Annotated in this window: 15 protein-coding genes; 4 read left to right on the plus strand and 11 right to left on the minus strand. The window is 68.5% G+C overall.

The window, feature by feature from the left end; translation table 11 throughout:
* Window positions 1–13 precede the first annotated feature (13 nt).
* Complete coding sequence (locus GCG21_RS11975) at window positions 14–1276, minus strand: nucleotide sugar dehydrogenase (protein ID WP_152909924.1); 1263 nt, start codon at window positions 1274–1276, stop codon at window positions 14–16.
* Between the two features lie 162 nt (window positions 1277–1438).
* Between GCG21_RS11975 and GCG21_RS16760 the strand changes: the two genes are divergently transcribed.
* Together GCG21_RS16760 and GCG21_RS11985 are read left to right on the plus strand one after the other, a co-directional pair.
* Window positions 1439–3688 (plus strand): glycosyltransferase, encoded by a 2250-nt coding sequence (locus GCG21_RS16760; RefSeq protein ID WP_227993740.1) that lies wholly within the window; start codon window positions 1439–1441, stop codon window positions 3686–3688.
* 281 nt (window positions 3689–3969) lie between these two features.
* Entirely contained in the window at window positions 3970–4287 is a 318-nt protein-coding gene (locus GCG21_RS11985) for a hypothetical protein (RefSeq protein ID WP_152909925.1), read from the plus strand.
* Window positions 4288–4308: 21 nt separating this feature from the next.
* On the opposite strand, the gene GCG21_RS11990 is transcribed toward GCG21_RS11985, so the two are convergent.
* Both GCG21_RS11990 and GCG21_RS11995 read right to left on the minus strand, forming a co-directional pair.
* The gene (locus GCG21_RS11990) at window positions 4309–5322 is read right to left on the minus strand and encodes an SGNH hydrolase domain-containing protein (RefSeq protein WP_152909926.1); all 1014 of its coding nucleotides are present in this window, start codon (window positions 5320–5322) and stop codon (window positions 4309–4311) included.
* 118 nt (window positions 5323–5440) lie between these two features.
* Window positions 5441–6634, minus strand: coding sequence for a cell wall-binding repeat-containing protein (locus GCG21_RS11995; RefSeq protein ID WP_194165070.1), 1194 nt, complete (start codon window positions 6632–6634; stop codon window positions 5441–5443).
* 907 nt (window positions 6635–7541) lie between these two features.
* On the opposite strand from GCG21_RS11995, the gene GCG21_RS12000 reads away from it, so the two are divergent.
* Both GCG21_RS12000 and wecB read left to right on the plus strand, forming a co-directional pair.
* Window positions 7542–8660: an acyltransferase gene (locus GCG21_RS12000; protein WP_152909928.1), complete on the plus strand. Its 1119-nt coding sequence runs from the start codon at window positions 7542–7544 to the stop codon at window positions 8658–8660.
* A 132-nt stretch (window positions 8661–8792) separates the two neighbouring features.
* A complete protein-coding gene (gene wecB / locus GCG21_RS12005) occupies window positions 8793–9893 on the plus strand; it encodes a non-hydrolyzing UDP-N-acetylglucosamine 2-epimerase (RefSeq protein ID WP_152909929.1) in 1101 nt (366 codons plus the stop codon).
* Between the two features lie 25 nt (window positions 9894–9918).
* On the opposite strand, the gene GCG21_RS12010 is transcribed toward wecB, so the two are convergent.
* From GCG21_RS12010 to GCG21_RS12045, 8 genes are all read right to left on the minus strand, one after another.
* Complete coding sequence (locus tag GCG21_RS12010; protein WP_152909930.1) at window positions 9919–10626, minus strand: SDR family NAD(P)-dependent oxidoreductase; 708 nt, start codon at window positions 10624–10626, stop codon at window positions 9919–9921.
* Complete coding sequence (locus tag GCG21_RS12015; protein WP_370517482.1) at window positions 10619–11305, minus strand: 2-C-methyl-D-erythritol 4-phosphate cytidylyltransferase; 687 nt, start codon at window positions 11303–11305, stop codon at window positions 10619–10621. Before GCG21_RS12015 ends, GCG21_RS12010 begins: the two co-directional genes overlap by 8 nt.
* Before the next feature lie 67 nt (window positions 11306–11372).
* Window positions 11373–12899, minus strand: coding sequence for a glycosyltransferase (locus GCG21_RS12020; protein WP_152909932.1), 1527 nt, complete (start codon window positions 12897–12899; stop codon window positions 11373–11375).
* Between the two features lie 135 nt (window positions 12900–13034).
* Window positions 13035–14498, minus strand: a complete 1464-nt coding sequence (locus tag GCG21_RS12025) for a threonine/serine exporter ThrE family protein (RefSeq protein ID WP_228759921.1) — start codon at window positions 14496–14498, stop codon at window positions 13035–13037.
* Between the two features lie 87 nt (window positions 14499–14585).
* The gene (gene rpmF, locus GCG21_RS12030; protein WP_152909933.1) at window positions 14586–14756 is read right to left on the minus strand and encodes a 50S ribosomal protein L32; all 171 of its coding nucleotides are present in this window, start codon (window positions 14754–14756) and stop codon (window positions 14586–14588) included.
* 60 nt (window positions 14757–14816) lie between these two features.
* On the minus strand, window positions 14817–15068 hold the full coding sequence (locus GCG21_RS12035) for a type B 50S ribosomal protein L31 (protein WP_152909934.1): 252 nt from the start codon (window positions 15066–15068) through the stop codon (window positions 14817–14819).
* 226 nt (window positions 15069–15294) lie between these two features.
* Window positions 15295–17313 carry an acyltransferase family protein gene (locus GCG21_RS12040; RefSeq protein WP_194165071.1) on the minus strand — a complete coding sequence of 673 codons (2019 nt, stop codon included), beginning with the start codon at window positions 17311–17313 and terminating at the stop codon, window positions 15295–15297.
* 357 nt (window positions 17314–17670) lie between these two features.
* A complete protein-coding gene (locus GCG21_RS12045; RefSeq protein ID WP_152909936.1) occupies window positions 17671–17862 on the minus strand; it encodes a hypothetical protein in 192 nt (63 codons plus the stop codon).
* Window positions 17863–17915: the final 53 nt, after the last annotated feature.

Raw genomic sequence — 17915 nt, forward strand, 5'->3', positions numbered from 1 at the left:
GCGCCCGGCTGATTCACAGTCGTTCGACGTTCGCGCCGTCTTCGGTGACCCCCCGCGTATCGAACAGGAGACGGGCGCCGCGCGAGATCGAGGCGAGGTCGTATTCGCGATGGTTCTGCAGCAGGATGGTCAGGTCCGCGTCGGCGAGGGCGGCGTCGAGATCGGCGACACGGTTGAGGTCGTGGCCTTGAAAACGCCAGGTCTCGACGTTCGGGTCATGGAACTGCACGTGTGCGCCGTGGTCGTACAGGTGCTTCGCGACCGGGTGCGCCGGCGATTCTCGCTGATCGGCGATATCTGCCTTGTACGTCACGCCGAGAAGCAGGACGGTCGCTCCCCGCATGGGCATGCCCCGGTCGTTGAGGAGGTCCTGAGCCCGCTGGACCACGTAGTGCGGCGCCGTCGCGTTGATTTCTTGCGCGAGTTCGACGAATCGGAACGGGTAGCCGAGCCGGGCGCGAACGTTGTAGGACAGGTAGTTCGGGTCGATCGGAATACAGTGTCCGCCCACGCCCGGTCCGGGGTAGAACGCCTGGAAGCCGAACGGCTTGCTGTCCGCGGCGTTGATGACGTCCCACAGATCGATCCCCAGGTCGTGGCAGAACCGGGACATCTCGTTCACGAGCGCGATATTGATGTGTCGATAGGTGTTCTCGAGGAGCTTGGCGGTCTCGGCCTCGCGCGTACCCTTCGTCTGCACGACCGTGTCGATGAACCGCTCGTAGAACTCGACCGCTCGCGCGCCGCACTTCGGTGTGTGGCCGCCGACGACCTTCGGGGTGTTGCGCACCCCGTACGTCGCGTTGCCGGGGTCGATTCGCTCGGGCGAGAAGGCGAGATGGAAGTCCTCACCGGCGACGAGGCCGCCGGCCTCGAGCATGGGACGCAGGACGTCGTCGGTCGTACCCGGGTAGGTGGTGGACTCGAGCACCACGAGCATTCCAGGGTGGAGGTACGCCGCGATGCTCGCAGCCGCGGCGTTCACCGGGCCGAGATCGGGCAGCCCGCCCTCGGCGAGCGGAGTCGGCACGCAAATCACGGTGGCGTCCGCGTCGGCGATCACGTCGGCGTCGCTCGTCGCGCGGAATCCGTGCTCGTGCATCTCCGCGATGTCCGAATCGTGCAGATCGTCGACATGGGACCGCCCGGCGTTGAGTCCGGCCACGACGTCGGGGTTCGCATCGAGGCCCACGACGCTCAGCCCGCGCAGCGCGGCCTCACGGGCGAGCGGAAGCCCGACATATCCCATTCCGATGATGACAACATCCACCGCCATGCCTGGCACTCCTTCGGTCGGGCCCCGGCCCGGTGCCGACGCTCATACGATTCTCGCAGAACACGCGGGCTCACCTGCCCCGAACTCTCGCGGATCCCCGGCGCCCCGTGCCGGAATGAGCCGCTCTTCGGGCCGGCGACGCTATGGCATCATGGCCTCACTATGACGAGCGCTCACCGGGAAGTCGACGTACTCATCATCTCGGACCTCCGGTTCCCCGGCGGCACCTCCCATAGCATCGCGAACGAGATCGACGCCCAGCACCGCGCGGGCTACCGCACTGGACTCGTGCACCTGAACGGACCGCTCGTGCGACGGGTACGCCCGTTCTCCCCCGTCATCGCCGAGCGGATCCGCTCGGGCGCCGCCGAACTCCTCGTCGGGCCCGCGTCGATCACGGCGAAGCTCGTCGTCTTCCGCCACCCGGGCGTGCTGCAGGCGGCTGCGGACCAGCTCCCTCCCATCGACGCCGGCCACGTCGTCATACTGGCCAACGCCGCACACGTGGCACCCGACGGGCGGGAGATCTACGACGTCTCCGAGACCGACCGTCTCGCCCGCGCCCGTCTCGGTGTCGATCCGGTCTGGGCGCCGATCGGTCCGCTCGTGCGGGACGATATCGCCCCGTTCATACCGGAGGGCAGGCTCGCCGACGACGACTGGGTGAACATCATCGATGTCGACTCCTGGCAACGCGCTCCCAGCGGATGGCAAGCCGACCGACCGGTCATCGGCCGTCACAGTCGCCCGCACCCCGGCAAGTGGCCGACCGACGGGGAGGCGATCCGGCAGGCGTATCCGACGGATGGAACCTGGGCGGTGCGGGTGCTCGGCGGCGCCGACCCGGTCGTCGACGTCCTCGGCGAGATTCCCGATGCGTGGGAGGTGGAGGCCTTCGGGGAGCGTCTCCCCCGAGACTTCCTCACGGACCTGGACTTCTTCGTGTACTACCACGACCCCACGTGGATCGAGGCGTTCGGCCGCACGGTGCTGGAAGCCCTCGCCGTTGGAATCCCCGCCATCGTCTCCCCCCGATTCCGGCCGTTGTTCGGCGATGCCGCGCTCTACGCCGAGCCGCCCGAGGTGCGTCGATTGGTCGAGCGGCTGTGGCACGACCGCCCCGCCTACAACGCCCACGTCGCGCTCGCATCGCAGCTGGTTCGCGCGCGCTTCGGATACGAGGCACACGCGCACCGGCTTCGCGCACTCATCGGACCCGCGCCGGAGTCACCGCCGGGGCTCCTCGACGCCGGCGATGCCACGGTCGTGGGACAACCGGAGCCCGCGGGCGACCGGCGCCGTCGGACGGCCTCGACCCGTGGGACGGACCGACCGCCGGAGGACCAGCCCACCGTGCTGTTCATGTCGAGCAATGGGGCCGGCATGGGACACCTGACCCGGTTGTTCTCGTACGCGCGGCGACTGGACGGCGTGGCGAAGCCGCACATCCTGTCGCTGTCACAGGCGGTTCCGGTCGCGGACCGCCTCGGATACCCATATGAGTACCTGCCGTCGTCGGGCGCCCTGCAGGTCCCGGCCGGCCGGTGGAAGCCGCTCTTCATCGAGCGCGTGACGGAGACGATCGCGCGGATACGCCCCTCGGTGGTCGTCTTCGACGGCACATGGCCCTACCGCGGCATCGAGCAGATCCGCGAGGCGGAGCCGGGCCCGCGGTGGCTGTGGTCCCGGCGGGGCATGTGGCGACACGGCATGAACCTCGCCCAACTCGACAAGTCCGCGTGGTTCGACGCGGTATTCGAGCCCGGAGATCTCGCTGCGGCCTACGACCAGGGCGTCACCGTGGGGGCACAATCGCACCGGGTCTCCCCCGTCACACTCCTCGATCCGAGCGATCTGCTCGACCGTGCGAGCGCCCGGGCGGCGCTGGGTCTGCCCGAATCCGGCCCGTTGGGGCTCATCTCCCTCGGTGCCGGGAACATCAACGACACCTCGAGCGATATCGGCGTCGCCGCGCAGGCCCTCGTTCGCAACGGCGTCGGGGTGTGCGTGACGCTCCCCGACATAGCCGTGACGTCGCCGGAACTCTCGGGGCACGTTCATGTCGTGCGCGACTATCCGCTCTCGCGGTGTTACCGCGCCTTCGACGTGGTGGTGAGCGCGGCAGGCTACAACTCGTTCCACGAGCTCCTCCGGTTCGGGGTTCCCGCCCTCTTCATTCCCAACCGGCAGACGTCACTCGATGACCAGGCGGCGCGCGCTCGTTTCGCCGCCGACAGCCGCTGGGCCTTCGAGCTGCCTCGGCTGACCCTCGAGGAGACGAGTGCACGGATCGCCTCACTCCTGGAGGACGGCTCGGACATGGTCGCCCGAGCGCACCAGGCAGATCCCGGGAACGGTGCACCGGCCGTGGCCCGGCTCATCACTCGCGCGATCGACGGGACGCTGTCATGACCACCCTTCGCACACGCGTCGTTCGGCACGCCCCCGCACCGCTCGTCGACGTCGCCCGCCGGGGGAAGCGGTCGGTCCGGTCCCTGGGTGGTCGGACGCTTCGTCGCCTCCGGCGGGTACCGGTCCTGCGATCGCCCGCTGATCGACTGCTCGCGAAGGCCGCCGCGCGACGTCCACGGCCCCCGGCCCGCCCTCCCGCGAAGGCACCTCGTGCAGCCCGACGTGAGCATCCGCTCAAGGCCGGCAACCTCCTCGGTGGGGTCGGGGTCGATCAGCTTCCGGTGGTCGTCATCGACCTCGTGGGTGTCGATCCCGGCGACGTCCCGGCGATACTGCGCTCCGTCGCGCAGGAGCAACTGCTACTCGCGTCGTTTCGGCCGGTGATCGTGCTCGACGTGGACCGGCTCGGCGACGTGCGTGCCTACGGCTTTCCCGTCGAGCTGACGCTCGGGCGGGATGCCTGGCCGGGGCTCGTTGCGGAATGGGAGGAGCACACCGCGAAACGCCTCATCGCCATCCGGCGCTACTACCGCGCAATCGAGCTCGTGACGCTGAGCACGCCGGCGGACACCTGGCGGTTGCGGATGCTGGCGACCTGAGCCGGCGGATCCGCTGAACTCTCACCCACCACTGTGCCGCACACCCTGAACGAGTGGGGCCAGACGCCGGTCGAGCGCGTCGGTGAGGGTACGCACGTAGGTGTCGGTCAGGTGTGAGCCCTGCCGGTAGACGAGCACGTGCCCGATGACCGGCACGCAATCGACCGTCGGGCAGATGAACTCGGTCAGGTCCACGAGCTCCACCCCCGGCACGCGCCGGGCGGCCAGCCGCTGCGCCGGTGCCGCCGACCGATCGATTCCGGCACCGCGATCGAAGGAGCATGCCGCCAGATCGTCCGGGTGGTCCGCCACGCACGGGAAGACCGAGCCGGGGGGATGTGGGTTGTCGAGGAGCGCGACGACGGGCATCCCGTCCGCCTCGAGGGTCGCCCACCGCTGCGCGAGCGCATCGACCATCGCCTCACTCGATCCGCTGTCGGGGTCGGCGTCGTCGGCGAGGGCCTGGGCGGCGCCCTGGGACGTGAGCACGACGGCGGGTCTCACGTCGTCCAGTTCGGCCAGCACGCGGTCGTTCCAGTCCGCGCAACTCGCGTACGGCTCACCGTCGCGCACCTGCATGCCCGCGTGGAACCCGCACGCCGACTTCGTGTAGGCGAGGATGCGCCAGCCGTGCCGCTCGGCGACCGCGGAGAGGGCCGACTGCCATTGCACGAGCTTCGAGTCGCCGACGACGGCAATGGTCGGGGTGCCGTCCTCGAGCCCCCAGACGCACGCGGCGGGATCGGACCCGCCCGGGCCCTGCTGGCAGCCGTCGGCGTAAGCGGCCGGCACGTCGTCGGGGGCGTCCTGCGGAGCGGGGAGGAACCAGGCCGGCTCGCCGAGCACGGTGAGTCCACCGGGCGTCGATGCGGTGCCCTCCGGGTCGATGAGCGCGCCCGCACCCGGCGGGCCGCCGTCGACGGCGGAGGCCGTCTCCGGCACGGGTCGTAGCAGGAGGAGCACGATCATGGAGGCGGCGGTGGCCGCGAGGGCGAGGTTCACGGCGAGGGAGAAGCGCAGGACCCGTGGCCTCATGCCTACCATCCTCTCTGAAGGGGTGAGCGACCCGTCGGACATGACGGCGCCCCCGGCCGCTGGCCGGGGGCGCCGTGACTGCTCATCGATCATCTCCGGAGGTGATGATCCGCGCGGATCAGAACTCCCAGAGGATGTCCTGCACCTGCTGGCCGACGTTCTTGCTCAGCGAGCCCTCGGGGCCACCGAACATGAACACGTTCTGGATCGGTCCGTGCGGGTCGATGATGACGCCCGAACCGTTCCTCTCGATGTTCCAGTAAACGTGCTGGTCGAGCAGGTCAGCGGTCACCTTGGTGAGGCTGGACTCGCGGGTGAGCAGGAGCGGCCCGTCGACATTCGCCGCGTAGCCACCGGCGACGACGCCGTCGGGGAAGTTCTCCCCGGAGGCGAGCACGACGTTGGTGAAGCCCTGGTCCTGCTCGTTGTCCAGCGCGCCGTTCCAGTTGGCGAAGTACTCGTCGGCGAGGATCGCCGCGGTCTCGTAGCGGTCCGCACCGGCGTGGTCGAAGTCCGACTCGATCGGGGTCTCGTTCCATCCCTGCGCGGTCGCGGTCTTCGCCGGGCCACCGACGGTGATGATGGAACCGTGGGTGTTAACCGTGTCACCCTCCCAGGTCCACTGGCCGTCGACGACCGCGTCGAACGTGAACTTGTCGAGTCCCGCGCTGCCCTTGGTCAGCAGCACGACGCCGCTGGCGTTCGCGGCCGCGGCACCCGCGGCGAGCGCGTCGGGGAAGTTCGTGCCGTCGGCCAGGAAGATGTTGACGTTGCTGTTGTCGTCCATCGTGAAGTAGGCCGCCGTTGCGAGGCCGACCGCCGTCTGGTAGCGGTTGACGCCCGCGACCCGGTCGACAGAGAGGCCTTCGGCCACCAGCGAGAGGCGAAGCTGCTCGCCGAACACGTCGGTGCCACCGACGAGGATGACGTTGTCGAAGTTGGTCTTGATGTAGGCCAGGACGTCGCCGTTGACCGCGGCGGTGCCCGGCGAGTTGAGCAGGATCGGTGCGTCGAGCGTGTCGGCCAGCGGCGCCGCCGCGAGCGCGTCGGAGAAGACCTGGGAGTTGGCCAGGATCACCGTGTCGCCCCAGCCCGTGGTGCGCTTGGCGGCGTCGAGCGCCGTCTGCACGCGATCCTCGCCGGCGAAGCGGTACAGCTGCGGGTCGTCGCTATCCACCGACAGGTTGTCGAGGTTGACGTTTCCGCCACCGACGTTGTCGTTCGGGGCGGCGAAGGCGGTGCCGGCGAGCGCGAGCGCACCGACGGCAGCCGCAGCGGTCGCGGTGAGACCGCGACGTACGAACTTACTCATGAGTTGACCTCCTGTGGTCAAAAGTAGACAGACATCCATTCGGGTCCCCACACGTAGTGCCTGGCTCTGCGCCCCCCTAGATGACCTTCATCAAGGTTCGCACATTCCATCTCGCATCGGCGGGTCAGGTACAACATAGGACCCTTCCAGTGATCATGCAACCCTTGCGAGACCGAGACCACAATGCACGTTCCTCCGGCCACAGGAAATGCAGTCGCCACACTGCAACAGATTGGACCAGACGCCGGTCGACGCCCTTCCCTCTCTCAACCAGACACATCATGACAGGCGGCACCGACCCACTGCCCACCCTCCCGATCCGCACGATTTCGCGGCAGACACGCGCTTCAGTGAGCGCAACGCGCCCACGGCGGCACCAACCGGAGGGCATCGCCGCACTCCCAGGCCACCATTCCACATGCATCACGAATAGCCGCCGCACGCCGTCGATCGGAAGCCACCCAGACAATCTGTCGCAATAGCGTCGCGCTTATGTCGCACCTGTCGCGCTTGCGTCGCATTAACCTCGCGAGAGCCGCATGATTGCGTTCACTCCACGCGACGTCGACCGCGCAACACTGACTACCGAAACGCACAAACTTAAGTTTTGGATAGATGGTTTCGAGAGTTTTCATCCGCCGACGGCCCGCGCACACCGCCGGGTGCGCGACGATCCGATCCGGGTCATGTCGCCACCCATCGACCATCCGCCCGCGACTGCTTGTACCCTGCCCGGTGAGTTGTCACCGCCCGAACAGCCCACGTCCAGGAGGGAGCGCCGGTGCCGAAGAGCAGCCCGTCGACACGAGTGCCGTCCGTCACATCAGCGACGGCGGCCGTGCCCGTGGCGCCGGTGGGTGCCGGCGGGGAACCGGCGCGACTGGGGTTCCGGCGGGACATCGAGGGCATGCGGGCGATCGCAATCGGGCTCGTGCTCCTCTATCACGTGCACGTGCCGTTCGCCGGTGGGGGGTTCATCGGAGTCGACGTCTTCTTCGTCATCTCCGGTTTCCTCATCACCGGTGTGCTCATGCGCGACCTGGAGACCCATGGCCGGATCTCGCTCGCCCGGTTCTACGCCCGACGCGCCAAGCGGCTCCTGCCGGCGGCGGGAGTCGTGCTCGTGGCCACGGCGGCGCTCACCGCATGGTCGACCTCGGTCGTGAGTTGGCGTGTCTTCGGCCAGGACATCGCCGGCGCCGCCGGCTACGTCGTGAACTGGCTGCTCGCGGATCGGGCCGTCGACTACTTGGCCGAGGACGTCGCCGCCTCCCCCGTGCAGCACTTCTGGTCCCTTGCGATCGAAGAGCAGTTCTATCTCGTGTGGCCGCTGCTCCTCACGGCCATCGGTCTGCTCGCACGGCGCCGACGGGGAGCGGCTCCATCGCGGCGCGTGCTGGCGGCGGCGGTGATCGCGATCATCATTCCCTCGCTGGTGTGGTCGATCATGCACACCGCCGCCGATCCCGCACGCGCGTTCTTCGTGACCACGACCCGCGCATGGGAGTTGGCTCTGGGCGCGCTCGTGGCGATCGGGGTATCCCGCTGGCAACGGATACCTCCGCGGTGGGCCTGCGCCATCGGTTGGCTGGGTCTGTGCGCGGTGGTCGGCGCCGGGGTGCTGGTGACCCAGGAGACCCACTGGCCCGGCTACGCGGCGCTCGTGCCGACGGTGGGCACCGCCGCGGTGATCATCGGAGGCTGCGTGCCGAGTGACCACGGCCCCTCCGCGCTGCTCTCGCTCAGGCCCCTGACGTGGCTCGGCGCACTCTCCTACTCACTCTATCTGTGGCATTGGCCGCTGCTGATCGCGGCGACCTCCCGGTGGGGAGAGCTGAGTGTCTCCGCTACGACGGGTGTGGTCGCAGCATCGATCGTCGCCGCCGTCCTCTCCCATCGGTTCCTGGAGTCTCCGATCCGGTTCGCCCCGGCGCTCGCCCGCTCGAACACCCTCGCGCTGTCCGTCGGTTTGAACTTCTCACTGCTCGGCCTCGTCGCCGGCCTCGCCCTCGTGCTCGCGGCGTGACCTGTCGGTAGGTCGATCCGCCCCCTGCGCCGAGGTCGCTCACCGGCCCGCACACCGGTTCGGCGGGCCGCCCCAGAGAATCGACCGCTACCATTGCTCGAATTACGCCGGGGCCGCCACGAGAGGTGAGAGATGCAGTCGGATCAGCAGCACGTCGTCCACGTGGTCGGCGCGCGGCCGAACTTCCCCAAGGCCGCACCGGTCCTCGCCGCCCTCGAACGGTACGACGTGCGCCAGACCCTCGTGCACACCGGGCAGCACTACGACTCCAACCTCAGCTCGGTGTTCCTGGAGCAGCTCGGAATGCCGACGCCGGATGTCTACCTCGGGGTCGGCTCCGGCACGCACGGCCACCAGACCGCGGCGGTGATGACCGCCCTTGAAGGCATGTTCGCGGCCGAGCGCCCCGATCTCGTGGTCGTCTACGGCGACATCAACTCGACCGCGGCCGCCGCGCTCGTCGCAGCCAAGGGCGGCATCCGCCTCGCGCACGTCGAGGCCGGCCTGCGATCCTTCGATCGCACGATGCCGGAGGAGATCAATCGAGTCGTCGTGGACCGGCTCGCCGACCTGCTGTTGACCACGAGCGTCGACGCGGTGGGCCATCTGGCGCGGGAGGGAGTCGCGGCCGACCGGATTCACTTCGTGGGCAACCCGATGATCGATTCGCTCCTGCGCTGTCGGCCGGAGCCGGCCGACCAGTCGGCCCGGTCCGACCTCGATCTTCCGCATCGGTATGCCCTCGCCACTCTCCACCGCCCGGGCAACGTCGATGACGACGCCCATGCCGCGGCGCTCGTGCACGCCATGCACGCCGTCGCCGACCGCATCGACATCGCCCTCCCGCTGCACCCGCGCGGACGGAGTCGTCTCACTGCCGCGGGCCTCCTCGACCACCCGAGAATGCATGTCGTCGACCCGATGGCGTACCTGCCGTTCCTCGCGTTGTTGTCCGATGCGGCTCTCGTGATCACGGATTCCGGCGGCATTCAGGAGGAGTCCACGGTGCTCGGCGTGCCGTGCCTGACCGTGCGTCCCAATACCGAGCGGCCGGTCACCATCACCGACGGCACGAATCGCCTGGTCGAGCCGACCGAGTTGCCCGAGGCCGTCGCGGAGGTCCTGGCGGCAGGTCGACCCTCACACTGGCCCACGCCACCGCTGTGGGATGGTCACGCCGGCGAGCGAATCGCCGCCATCCTCGCCCGCGCGCTGGCCGCTGGGCCGGCATGATGGGACGACCGCCCGCCGAGGCGGCCTACTGTCTCACGACCAGGTTCTCGGAGTCGACGAAGCGGCCGACCGGGGAGGCGAGCATCTCGATCACCTGGGCGACGTGACCAGGCTGCATGATCGTCCCCGGGTCCTCGTCCGGCGCCAGTACCCGGCGTAGCGCCGTCGCCGTCCGGCCCGGAGAGATGCACACGACTCGGGTGCCGTAGATCGCCAGCTCCTCACGCATCACCTGGCTCATGTTGATCACGGCGGCCTTCGATGCCGAGTAGGTCAACCAGCCGGAACGGCCCGTGATGCCGGCCGTCGAGGCGACGTTGACGATGAGATCGAACTGGTTCCCCAGGTGCAGCAGGTCCTGCACGAGGGTGAACGGCCCGTAGAGATTGACCGCCATCGTCCGCTCGAAGTCGGCGAAGTCGACCTGCTGGAGGGGCACCGGATTCGTGTAGCCTGCGTTGTTCACGAGCGTGTGTATGGTGCCGACCTCTCGATAGGCGTCGGAGATGGCCTGCTGCAGCGCGGCGCGGTCGCCGACGTCCACACGGCAGGCAACGATCCTCTTGCCATGGGGGTTGGCCGACTCGAGCTCCGCCACCGCCGCAGTGAAATCCTCCGATTCCCGTGCGAACATGACGACTGTCGTCGTCTCCCCCGGCGCCTGCACGAGGCGCCGCACGGTCTCCAGGCCGATGCCGCGAGACGCCCCCGTCACGAGTGCGGTCCTACTCATCCTCGGCCTCCTCGCTCTGCAGCAGGTAGGTGGCGAGCCGCACGTCGATGGGCGTGGTCACCTTGAAATTGCGGTCCGTCCCGTCGATGAAGTGGACCGGGTAACCCGCAACCGCCACGAGGGTCGCATCCTCGGTGAAGACCTCACCGCGGTCGGAGGCGAAGGCATGGGCCCTCGCGAGATGCGTCTTGTTGAACTTCTGCGGCAGCTGCACGTTCCGCAGACGGTCCCGTTCAAGGGAACCCGTGACCTCCCGTGTCGCCGGGTCGACCGGCGCGACGGTGAAGGCGATCGGCTGCATGAGCGAGACGTTCTCGTACTCGCTGGCGATGAGGCGTTCGAAGTCCTCCTCGGTGGCCAGCGGACGGGCGGCCTCGTGCACGATCACGTGGTCGTTCTCGCAGTGCGGAAGCATCGCCGCGACGGACGCGTGCCTCGTGTCTCCCGCCTCGACGAGGGTCACGGGGGTCCGGATCGCATAGGCCTCGAGGATCTCCTCGACCGCCTCCTTCCAGCCCGGCGGATAGTTGAGGACGATCTGCGTCACACTCTCGATCCGGTCGACCGCTACGAGTGAGTACACGAGGATCGGGATCCCCCGCACCTTGAGCAGTTGCTTCGGCTGGCCGGCGCCCACCCGCGCACCGATTCCGCCGTTGAGCAATAGTAGGGAGTGCACCCGTTTCTCCTCCAGATCGTGATGACGTGCGGCCATGCTAGCCGCGGCGCGACGTGACGCCTGCACGCTACCCGTGCGACGCGCCGTCCAGGCCGAGCAGTTCACGCCACCGGGCCACCACAGTGTCGTAGCCGAACTGGCGCGCCATCCGCTCACGACCTGCACGGCCCATGGCCGCCGCATGCTCCGAGTCCGCGAGCACCTCGATCAGACGCTTGGTCAGCTGCTTCGGCTTGTTGTCGGGCACGAGGTGGCCGTCGACGCCGTCTCGGATCTGGTCGCTCGGACCGTAGTTGATGTCGTAGGCGACCACGGGTGTTCCCGCGGCAAGCGACTCGCCGATCGCGAGGCCGAACGACTCGACCTCCGAGGTGGAGACCGTCACTTGGCAGCGCGACATCGCGGAACTCACATCGCTGATCTGGCCGTGGAATGTGACGTAGTCATCGAGGGAGAGCTCCCTCGTCAGCTTCTCGAGTGCCGCCCGCTCGGGACCTCGCCCGTAGACGCGCAGGTTCGCGGCCGGGATCGCCTTGCGGATGGCAGGAATGATTCGGATGAGCTGATCGATCCGCTTGCCCGGGTGCAGCCGGGCGAAGACGCCGATCCTGCCCTCGGCCTTCTCCGCTCCCTCGACCGTGGGAGCGGTGCGGATCCGATTCGGCACGACGTGGACGTTGTGCGCATCCGGATAGCGACGGCGCAGGTCGGCAGCCTGGGCCTCGGTTGCGACGACGACCGCGGGCATCTCCGCGAACCTCGTGAAGGTGTCCGCGTAGTCGGCGCGGATATCGGCGCCGAATCGGAACGGCGGCTTGAAGTGGTTCTCGTGCCACACGAAGACGCGATCGGCGAGCCCGGGCTTCACATCGATCACCTTGCGAGCCGCGCCCGAGGAGTGGGCCACGAGCGTCGGACGTCCCGCAGCCCTCTTCATCAGCCCTTCGAGCCAGGCCACGTGCCAGGGTACGTTGTGCGCGAAGCGGCGGCTCTTTCCCGACTCGCGTGAGTTGACGTACAGGCCCGCGTGGGCGCCACTGTTCGGGTTGATCCAGCGGGTGAGATAGCAGAAGCCGTCGGCGGTGTAGTACCGCTCCTGGTTCACCTTCCCGGTCACCAGGTCGTAGTGGTACTCGAGTCCGCAGAAGCCCGCGGAGTTGTACTCGCGGCGCACCACGGCACGCCGGGCCTGGAAGTAGGTCGTCTGCACGGGCGCGCCGCCGGCGTCCCATCGGCGGAACTTGATGTATTCGCCGTGTCGGTCGAAGTATCGAATGAACCGGTCCGTCTCGAACAGATCGTCCTGTTCGATCAGTCCGTCTGCCTGCTCGTCCTCGGCTCTGGACCAGTTCGCCTCCCCGGGCACGGTGTTCTGCTCCATGAGGTCGAGGTAGATGTTGCGCACCCTCACTCCGTCCGGAATCTGTCCCGAAGCGCGCCGCGACGCGATGGAGGACTCGAAGCGTCCGTCGTAGTTGAACGTGAGCACGGTCGGCGCGAGCCCGAGCCGCAGGAACATCTCGGCCTGAGCGAAGACGGCCGTGGTGCGACCGCCGACGCCGAGCTGGTGGGGGGCAAGGAAGATCTCGCGCATTCGGGCAAGGTAACAACCCGCGGCTACCCAGCGGTAGAGCCGTAGGTGTACGTCGTGCGTGGGGAACGCAACACTGACGTCCTATCTGTGTGCTCGCTGAGAGTTCTGTGCCGAATCGACCGGCGGCTGTCACGACTACCGGGCGCCCCGCGTCCGCCGGGAGGCGATGATCGCGGACCGGTCGAGGCCGAAGGTCTGGCGCGTGAGGAAGCCGCCGATGGTGGTCCCGGCGGCGAGCCCGAGGCCGACCGCGATGGCGGAGACGAGGGCGGGCATGGCCGCGGAGATGCCGTACTCGGAATCCATGATCGAGTAGAGGGCGCGGTAGACAGCCAGGCCGGGGATGAGGCCGATGATCCCGGCCATGGTCATGGCCGACTCCGGCACCTTGAGCCAGCGGTACACCAGGTACCCGAGCACCCCGGCGACGACGCCCGCGAGACCGGGCACGACACCGGGCTGGTCGGTCAGGGGAAGCAGCACGTAGTAGACGGCGAACACGAGGCCGGCGACGGCGGCCATGAGGGGGACGACGCGCAGGTGCACATACGAGGTGAGCGCGAAGCCGACCCCGATGAGCGCTGCGCCGACCACGCCGGCGACGAGTCCGCCGTCCGGCCCGAGGGTGGTGCCCACCCGCATCGGCACTCCCAGACGGATCGCGACACCGATCGTCACCGAGATCCCCACGGCCAGACCGAGGGTGAGCATCACCACTTCCATCCCCCGGGCCGTAGCCGTGACGTAGTAGCCGTCGATGGCATCGCGTGCCGCCGCGGTGAGCCCGATACCTGACAGCAGCATGATGATCCCGGAGATCACGATGACCGTCGGGCGGTTCGCCCCGGGCAGCTCGATGCCCATCGACCGCAGCCAGTACATCCCCACGGCGGCCCAGGTCGTGATCATGGCGGCGGCGATCTGCCCGAAGAACGCGGCGATGCCCCACTTGGCCATCCTGCGGGTGAGGAGGTCCACGGCGATCGCCGCGACCGCGGCCACGATCACGAGCACGAAGCTCGCGTCGTACATGACCACGACGCCGCCGGCGAGGGTCGCCTTGCCCGCCGTGACAAGCCAGCGCCGGTACGGATGGGGCTGGGTGAGGATCGCGCCGAGGCGCTCACGGGCCTCGTCGACGTGCATGAGCTCGTCGCCCGCGGTGATCTCGTCGATGAGCCGGTACACGGCCTGGAGCCGCGCATAGTCGGTGGTGCGGACCTTGACCACCCGCATGACCGAGATCGGATCCTCGTTCAGGCCCCGGTGCACGCTGATGGTGACCGAGGTGAACGTGATGTCGACGTGCGTGCCGTTCAGTCCGTATCCGGCGCTCATGCGCAGCACGGTCGCCACGACGTCCGCGGCCGAGGCGCCCGTGGCCAGCATCGCCTCGCCTGCCCGCAGACACAGGTCGATGACGGCGCGGGCGTGGCGCTGGCTCACCGCGTCGTCGCTGCCGGCGATCGCGATCTTCTGGGTCGGCTCGCGGATCCCGCGTACGGCCTGACCGGCCATGAGCACGAGGGAGCGTCGTGGCTTCCACTGATAGTCACGCCACGTGTGACGCGCGGGGGTGGTCTCGATCTCGTCCGTCACGCTTCTACTCTAGGTCCGCAGAAAGAACGAAGGGCCGCCCACCGGGCAGCCCTTCGATGCATCATCGGCGCTCAGGCGCCGCACTTGTCAGTCCTCGACGTCGACCAGGCCGCGCTCGACGCCACGGGCCAGGCGCCGAGGCACCTTGACCTCGCGGCCACCGGAGCGGACTGGGACCAGGTCAACGACCTCTGCCTTCCACTGCGAACGACGCGAGCGGGTGTTGCTGCGCGACATCTTGCGCTTGGGAACTGCCATGGCCTTGCCTCCTCTTCTACGACGGTTACGCGCGCCGGGGAGCCCGGCGCAAACTCAGGTCTACTTGCCGGCGTTCGCGTAGCGACGACGGAACTTCTCCACACGACCAGCGGTGTCGAGGATCTTCTGCTTGCCGGTGTAGAACGGGTGCGAAGCGGACGAGATGTCGACATCGACCACCGGGTAGGTGTTGCCGTCCTCCCACTCGACCGTGTTCGCCGAGGAGATCGTCGACTTCGTCAGAATCGAGAAGTTCGCCGAGATGTCACGGAACACGACCGGCTGGTACTCCGGGTGGATGTCCTTCTTCATATCAACTTCCTACAATCGGGTGTTCACGTGGGCGCGGGCGCCAACGGGCGGGTACTCGCCTCGGTTGGTGCTGACCGCTCCTGGAGGCTCCAAGGCACAACTCTCTCACGTTGAGCCCGGACGATCATACTCCAGAGCCCGGGGCTGATGCACGCCGGGCCGGACGGCTGTGGCCTAGACCACCGGGACGCCACCCGGACGCACCGCGAGCTCGCCGCGTCGTCGGTCACTGCGAGAACAGGAACCCGGCCGCATCCCGGAGCCCGAGTTCGAGGAACGGGGTCACGGTGCGCATGTACGTGGCCGAGACGTGGTGCTCGTCGCGCATGACGATCGTGTCCCCCGCGACGGCCGGGCAGTAGGTCTCGTCGCAGAACGCGGCCGTCAGATCGAGCGGGGTCACGTTCACGGGTATGCCCTCGGCCGCGCGCATCGGAGAGGCCATCTCCAGCGACGCGTCGCGAGGCTGGCCGCACTCCCGCGGATCGACTCCCACGCGTTCGAGGCACTCCGCCGCGGACTCCTCCAGGCGTGGGGTGTCCCGGACCGCCACGATCGGGATCCCCGCATCGGCCAGCTTCGACCAGGCGCCCACGGCCCCTGCGGCCACGTGTTCGTACCCGCCCTTGGTCGTGGTGCCGAGGGTGAAGACGAGATCGGGTTCCAGCTGCGCGATCAGCGGCAGCGCATCCCGGTTCCAATCCCGGCAGCTGTCGTTGAAGCCGAGACCGTCGACGTTCTCCCAGTCGACCGTCAGGTGGCATCCGCCCTTTTCGAGCAGGATGAGTTCCCACGACTGCTCCTCGGCGATCCGGCTCATCGCCGGCCACCACTGCCCGATGTGCGAGCCGCCGGTCATGACCACCCTCCGTAGCGGATCGGCCGGCACGTCCCGGCACACGAGCACCTCATCGAATCCGTCACGATGGCTCTGCACGCACGATTCGTCGTAGATCGCCGGCAGGTCCCGGGAGAGCACGGTCAGGTCCGGGACGACGTCACCCGGCTCGTAGGGATCGAGGCTGATCGGCTCTCCCGACATGAGCACCGCGGCACCCGGATACTCGCCGCCGTCGACGATCGCCTGCGCCAGGAGCGCATCCTGGCGCTGCGAGAGGCTCGACGCGGCAGCACCGGTGGTCAGGGCGACCACCGTCACGCTGGCGACCGCCCACGCGAACTTCCGGCCCTGGCTCCGCACGAAGCGCCAGTTCTGGGCGGGGTCCTCGATGAAGCGCTTCGACAGCCAGGCGAGTCCGACCGATGCCGAGAGGATCGCCACGGCCTCGAGCGGGCCGATGCGCTGCAGGCCGAACGTCGCGAGCACGAAGATGAGGATGGGCCAGTGCCAGAGGTAGAGGCTGTAGGAGATGTCGGCCGCGAAGGTGAACGGCTTGGTCACAAGTAGGCGATCCACACCCCACGGCGAGGTCGTCATCCCGCCCGCCAGCACGAGGATCATCCCGATCACCGGCCACGCGGCCAGGTACCCCGGGAAGAGGTTCCCGCCGTCGAAGATCAATCCACAGGTCGCGATCATCGCGATGCCGGCCCAGCCGCTCACGACCCTCCCGCGCATCGAGAGCTTGACGTACGGCAGCAGCAGCGCGGCCAAGCCGCCCAGTGCGAACTCCCACATCCGAGCCCCGGAGTGGAAGTAGGCGACCGGCTGGTCGACGGCCGTCAGATACACGGAGTAGGAGAGGGAGCCCACGAGAACCAGGGCGAGCACGCCGACGAGAGCCCACCGCGGCGACACCTGCAGCCGCAGGGCCAGCATCGTGACGGCCATGACCACGAGCGGAGCGACGAGATAGAACTGGCCCTGCACGGACAGCGACCAGAAATGCTGCAGCGGACTCGTGTCGGCCCCCGCGGCGTTGTAATCGAGTTGGGAACCGACGAGTTCCCAGTTCTCGTAGTAGAGGATCGTGGCCCTCAGTTCACGCGCCACCTGCAGCCACCGTGATTCGGGCAGGAGGAAGTAGGCACCGACGGCCACAGCGAGGAGCACGGGCAGGATCGGCGGCAGGAGCCGCTGCCCGAGCCGTCCGAAGTGCTGCACGAGGCTGATCCGGCCGTTCCCCTTGATGGCGCGCCGCAGCAACGACCCTGTGAAGAGGAAGCCCGTGATCGCGAGGAATACGTCGATTCCGCCGGAGACCCGGCCGTTGCCGAAGAGGTGGAACAACACCACGAGGCTCAGGGCAAGCCCGCGCACGCCGTGCAGTTCATGCCGGAACACACCCTCCGCGGTCGCCTCGCGGCGCGGCCGCGCGGCATGGCGCGGTGGGGCGGCAGGGCCGCCGGAGGGGTCGGCTGGGACACGCCTCTCGCCTCCCGCGTGGCGGGGAGGATTCGCGAATCGACTCGGCACCGCGGACGACGGTAGCAAGACCGTCGTCTCGAGGTGGCCTCACCACCGGCCAACGTGCGCGGCTTCACTCTCGCGTGGCTCCCCGCCCACCCGGGCGACCGCGCTACGCGGGCCGACCGGGCGTCGTCCATAGGCCCTGCCGCAACCGGCGCCCGGCGCCCCGACGCGCGGTCCGGCCAAGGCGGGCCGACACGCTGGATACGGACTTCGACGCAGGCAAGGGCATCACACCCGACGTGGATCGCCGCGCTGGACGAGGAGGCTCGCCGCCTCGACGTCACCCCGGCAGTCGATCATCACGATGCGGATCGGGAACCGCGTCGACGCTGCCCGGACACCGGCTGCATGATCGTTCGGCGTTCGGCGATGACCGAACACCGAACGGGCGTCACGATGCAACGACGTGCGCCCACTCATCCGGCAACCACCTGTGGTCGCGGGCGGATTGGCGGCTACCCCCGCCAGGGCGA

The organism is Pseudactinotalea sp. HY160, assembly GCF_009372055.1.
Lineage (GTDB): Bacteria > Actinomycetota > Actinomycetes > Actinomycetales > Beutenbergiaceae > HY158.

Excerpts from the sequence above, each read along its gene's own strand:
- GCG21_RS11975 (WP_152909924.1), bottom strand. The coding sequence starts at position 1,276 with ATGGCGGTGGATGTTGTCATCATCGGAATGGGATATGTCGGGCTTCCG.
- GCG21_RS16760 (WP_227993740.1), top strand. The coding sequence starts at position 1,439 with ATGACGAGCGCTCACCGGGAAGTCGACGTACTCATCATCTCGGACCTC.
- GCG21_RS11990 (WP_152909926.1), bottom strand. The coding sequence starts at position 5,322 with ATGAGGCCACGGGTCCTGCGCTTCTCCCTCGCCGTGAACCTCGCCCTC.
- GCG21_RS11995 (WP_194165070.1), bottom strand. The coding sequence starts at position 6,634 with ATGAGTAAGTTCGTACGTCGCGGTCTCACCGCGACCGCTGCGGCTGCC.
- GCG21_RS12000 (WP_152909928.1), top strand. The coding sequence starts at position 7,542 with ATGCGGGCGATCGCAATCGGGCTCGTGCTCCTCTATCACGTGCACGTG.
- wecB (WP_152909929.1), top strand. The coding sequence starts at position 8,793 with ATGCAGTCGGATCAGCAGCACGTCGTCCACGTGGTCGGCGCGCGGCCG.
- GCG21_RS12010 (WP_152909930.1), bottom strand. The coding sequence starts at position 10,626 with ATGAGTAGGACCGCACTCGTGACGGGGGCGTCTCGCGGCATCGGCCTG.
- GCG21_RS12020 (WP_152909932.1), bottom strand. The coding sequence starts at position 12,899 with ATGCGCGAGATCTTCCTTGCCCCCCACCAGCTCGGCGTCGGCGGTCGC.
- rpmF (WP_152909933.1), bottom strand. The coding sequence starts at position 14,756 with ATGGCAGTTCCCAAGCGCAAGATGTCGCGCAGCAACACCCGCTCGCGT.
- GCG21_RS12035 (WP_152909934.1), bottom strand. The coding sequence starts at position 15,068 with ATGAAGAAGGACATCCACCCGGAGTACCAGCCGGTCGTGTTCCGTGAC.
- GCG21_RS12045 (WP_152909936.1), bottom strand. The coding sequence starts at position 17,862 with ATGAGTGGGCGCACGTCGTTGCATCGTGACGCCCGTTCGGTGTTCGGT.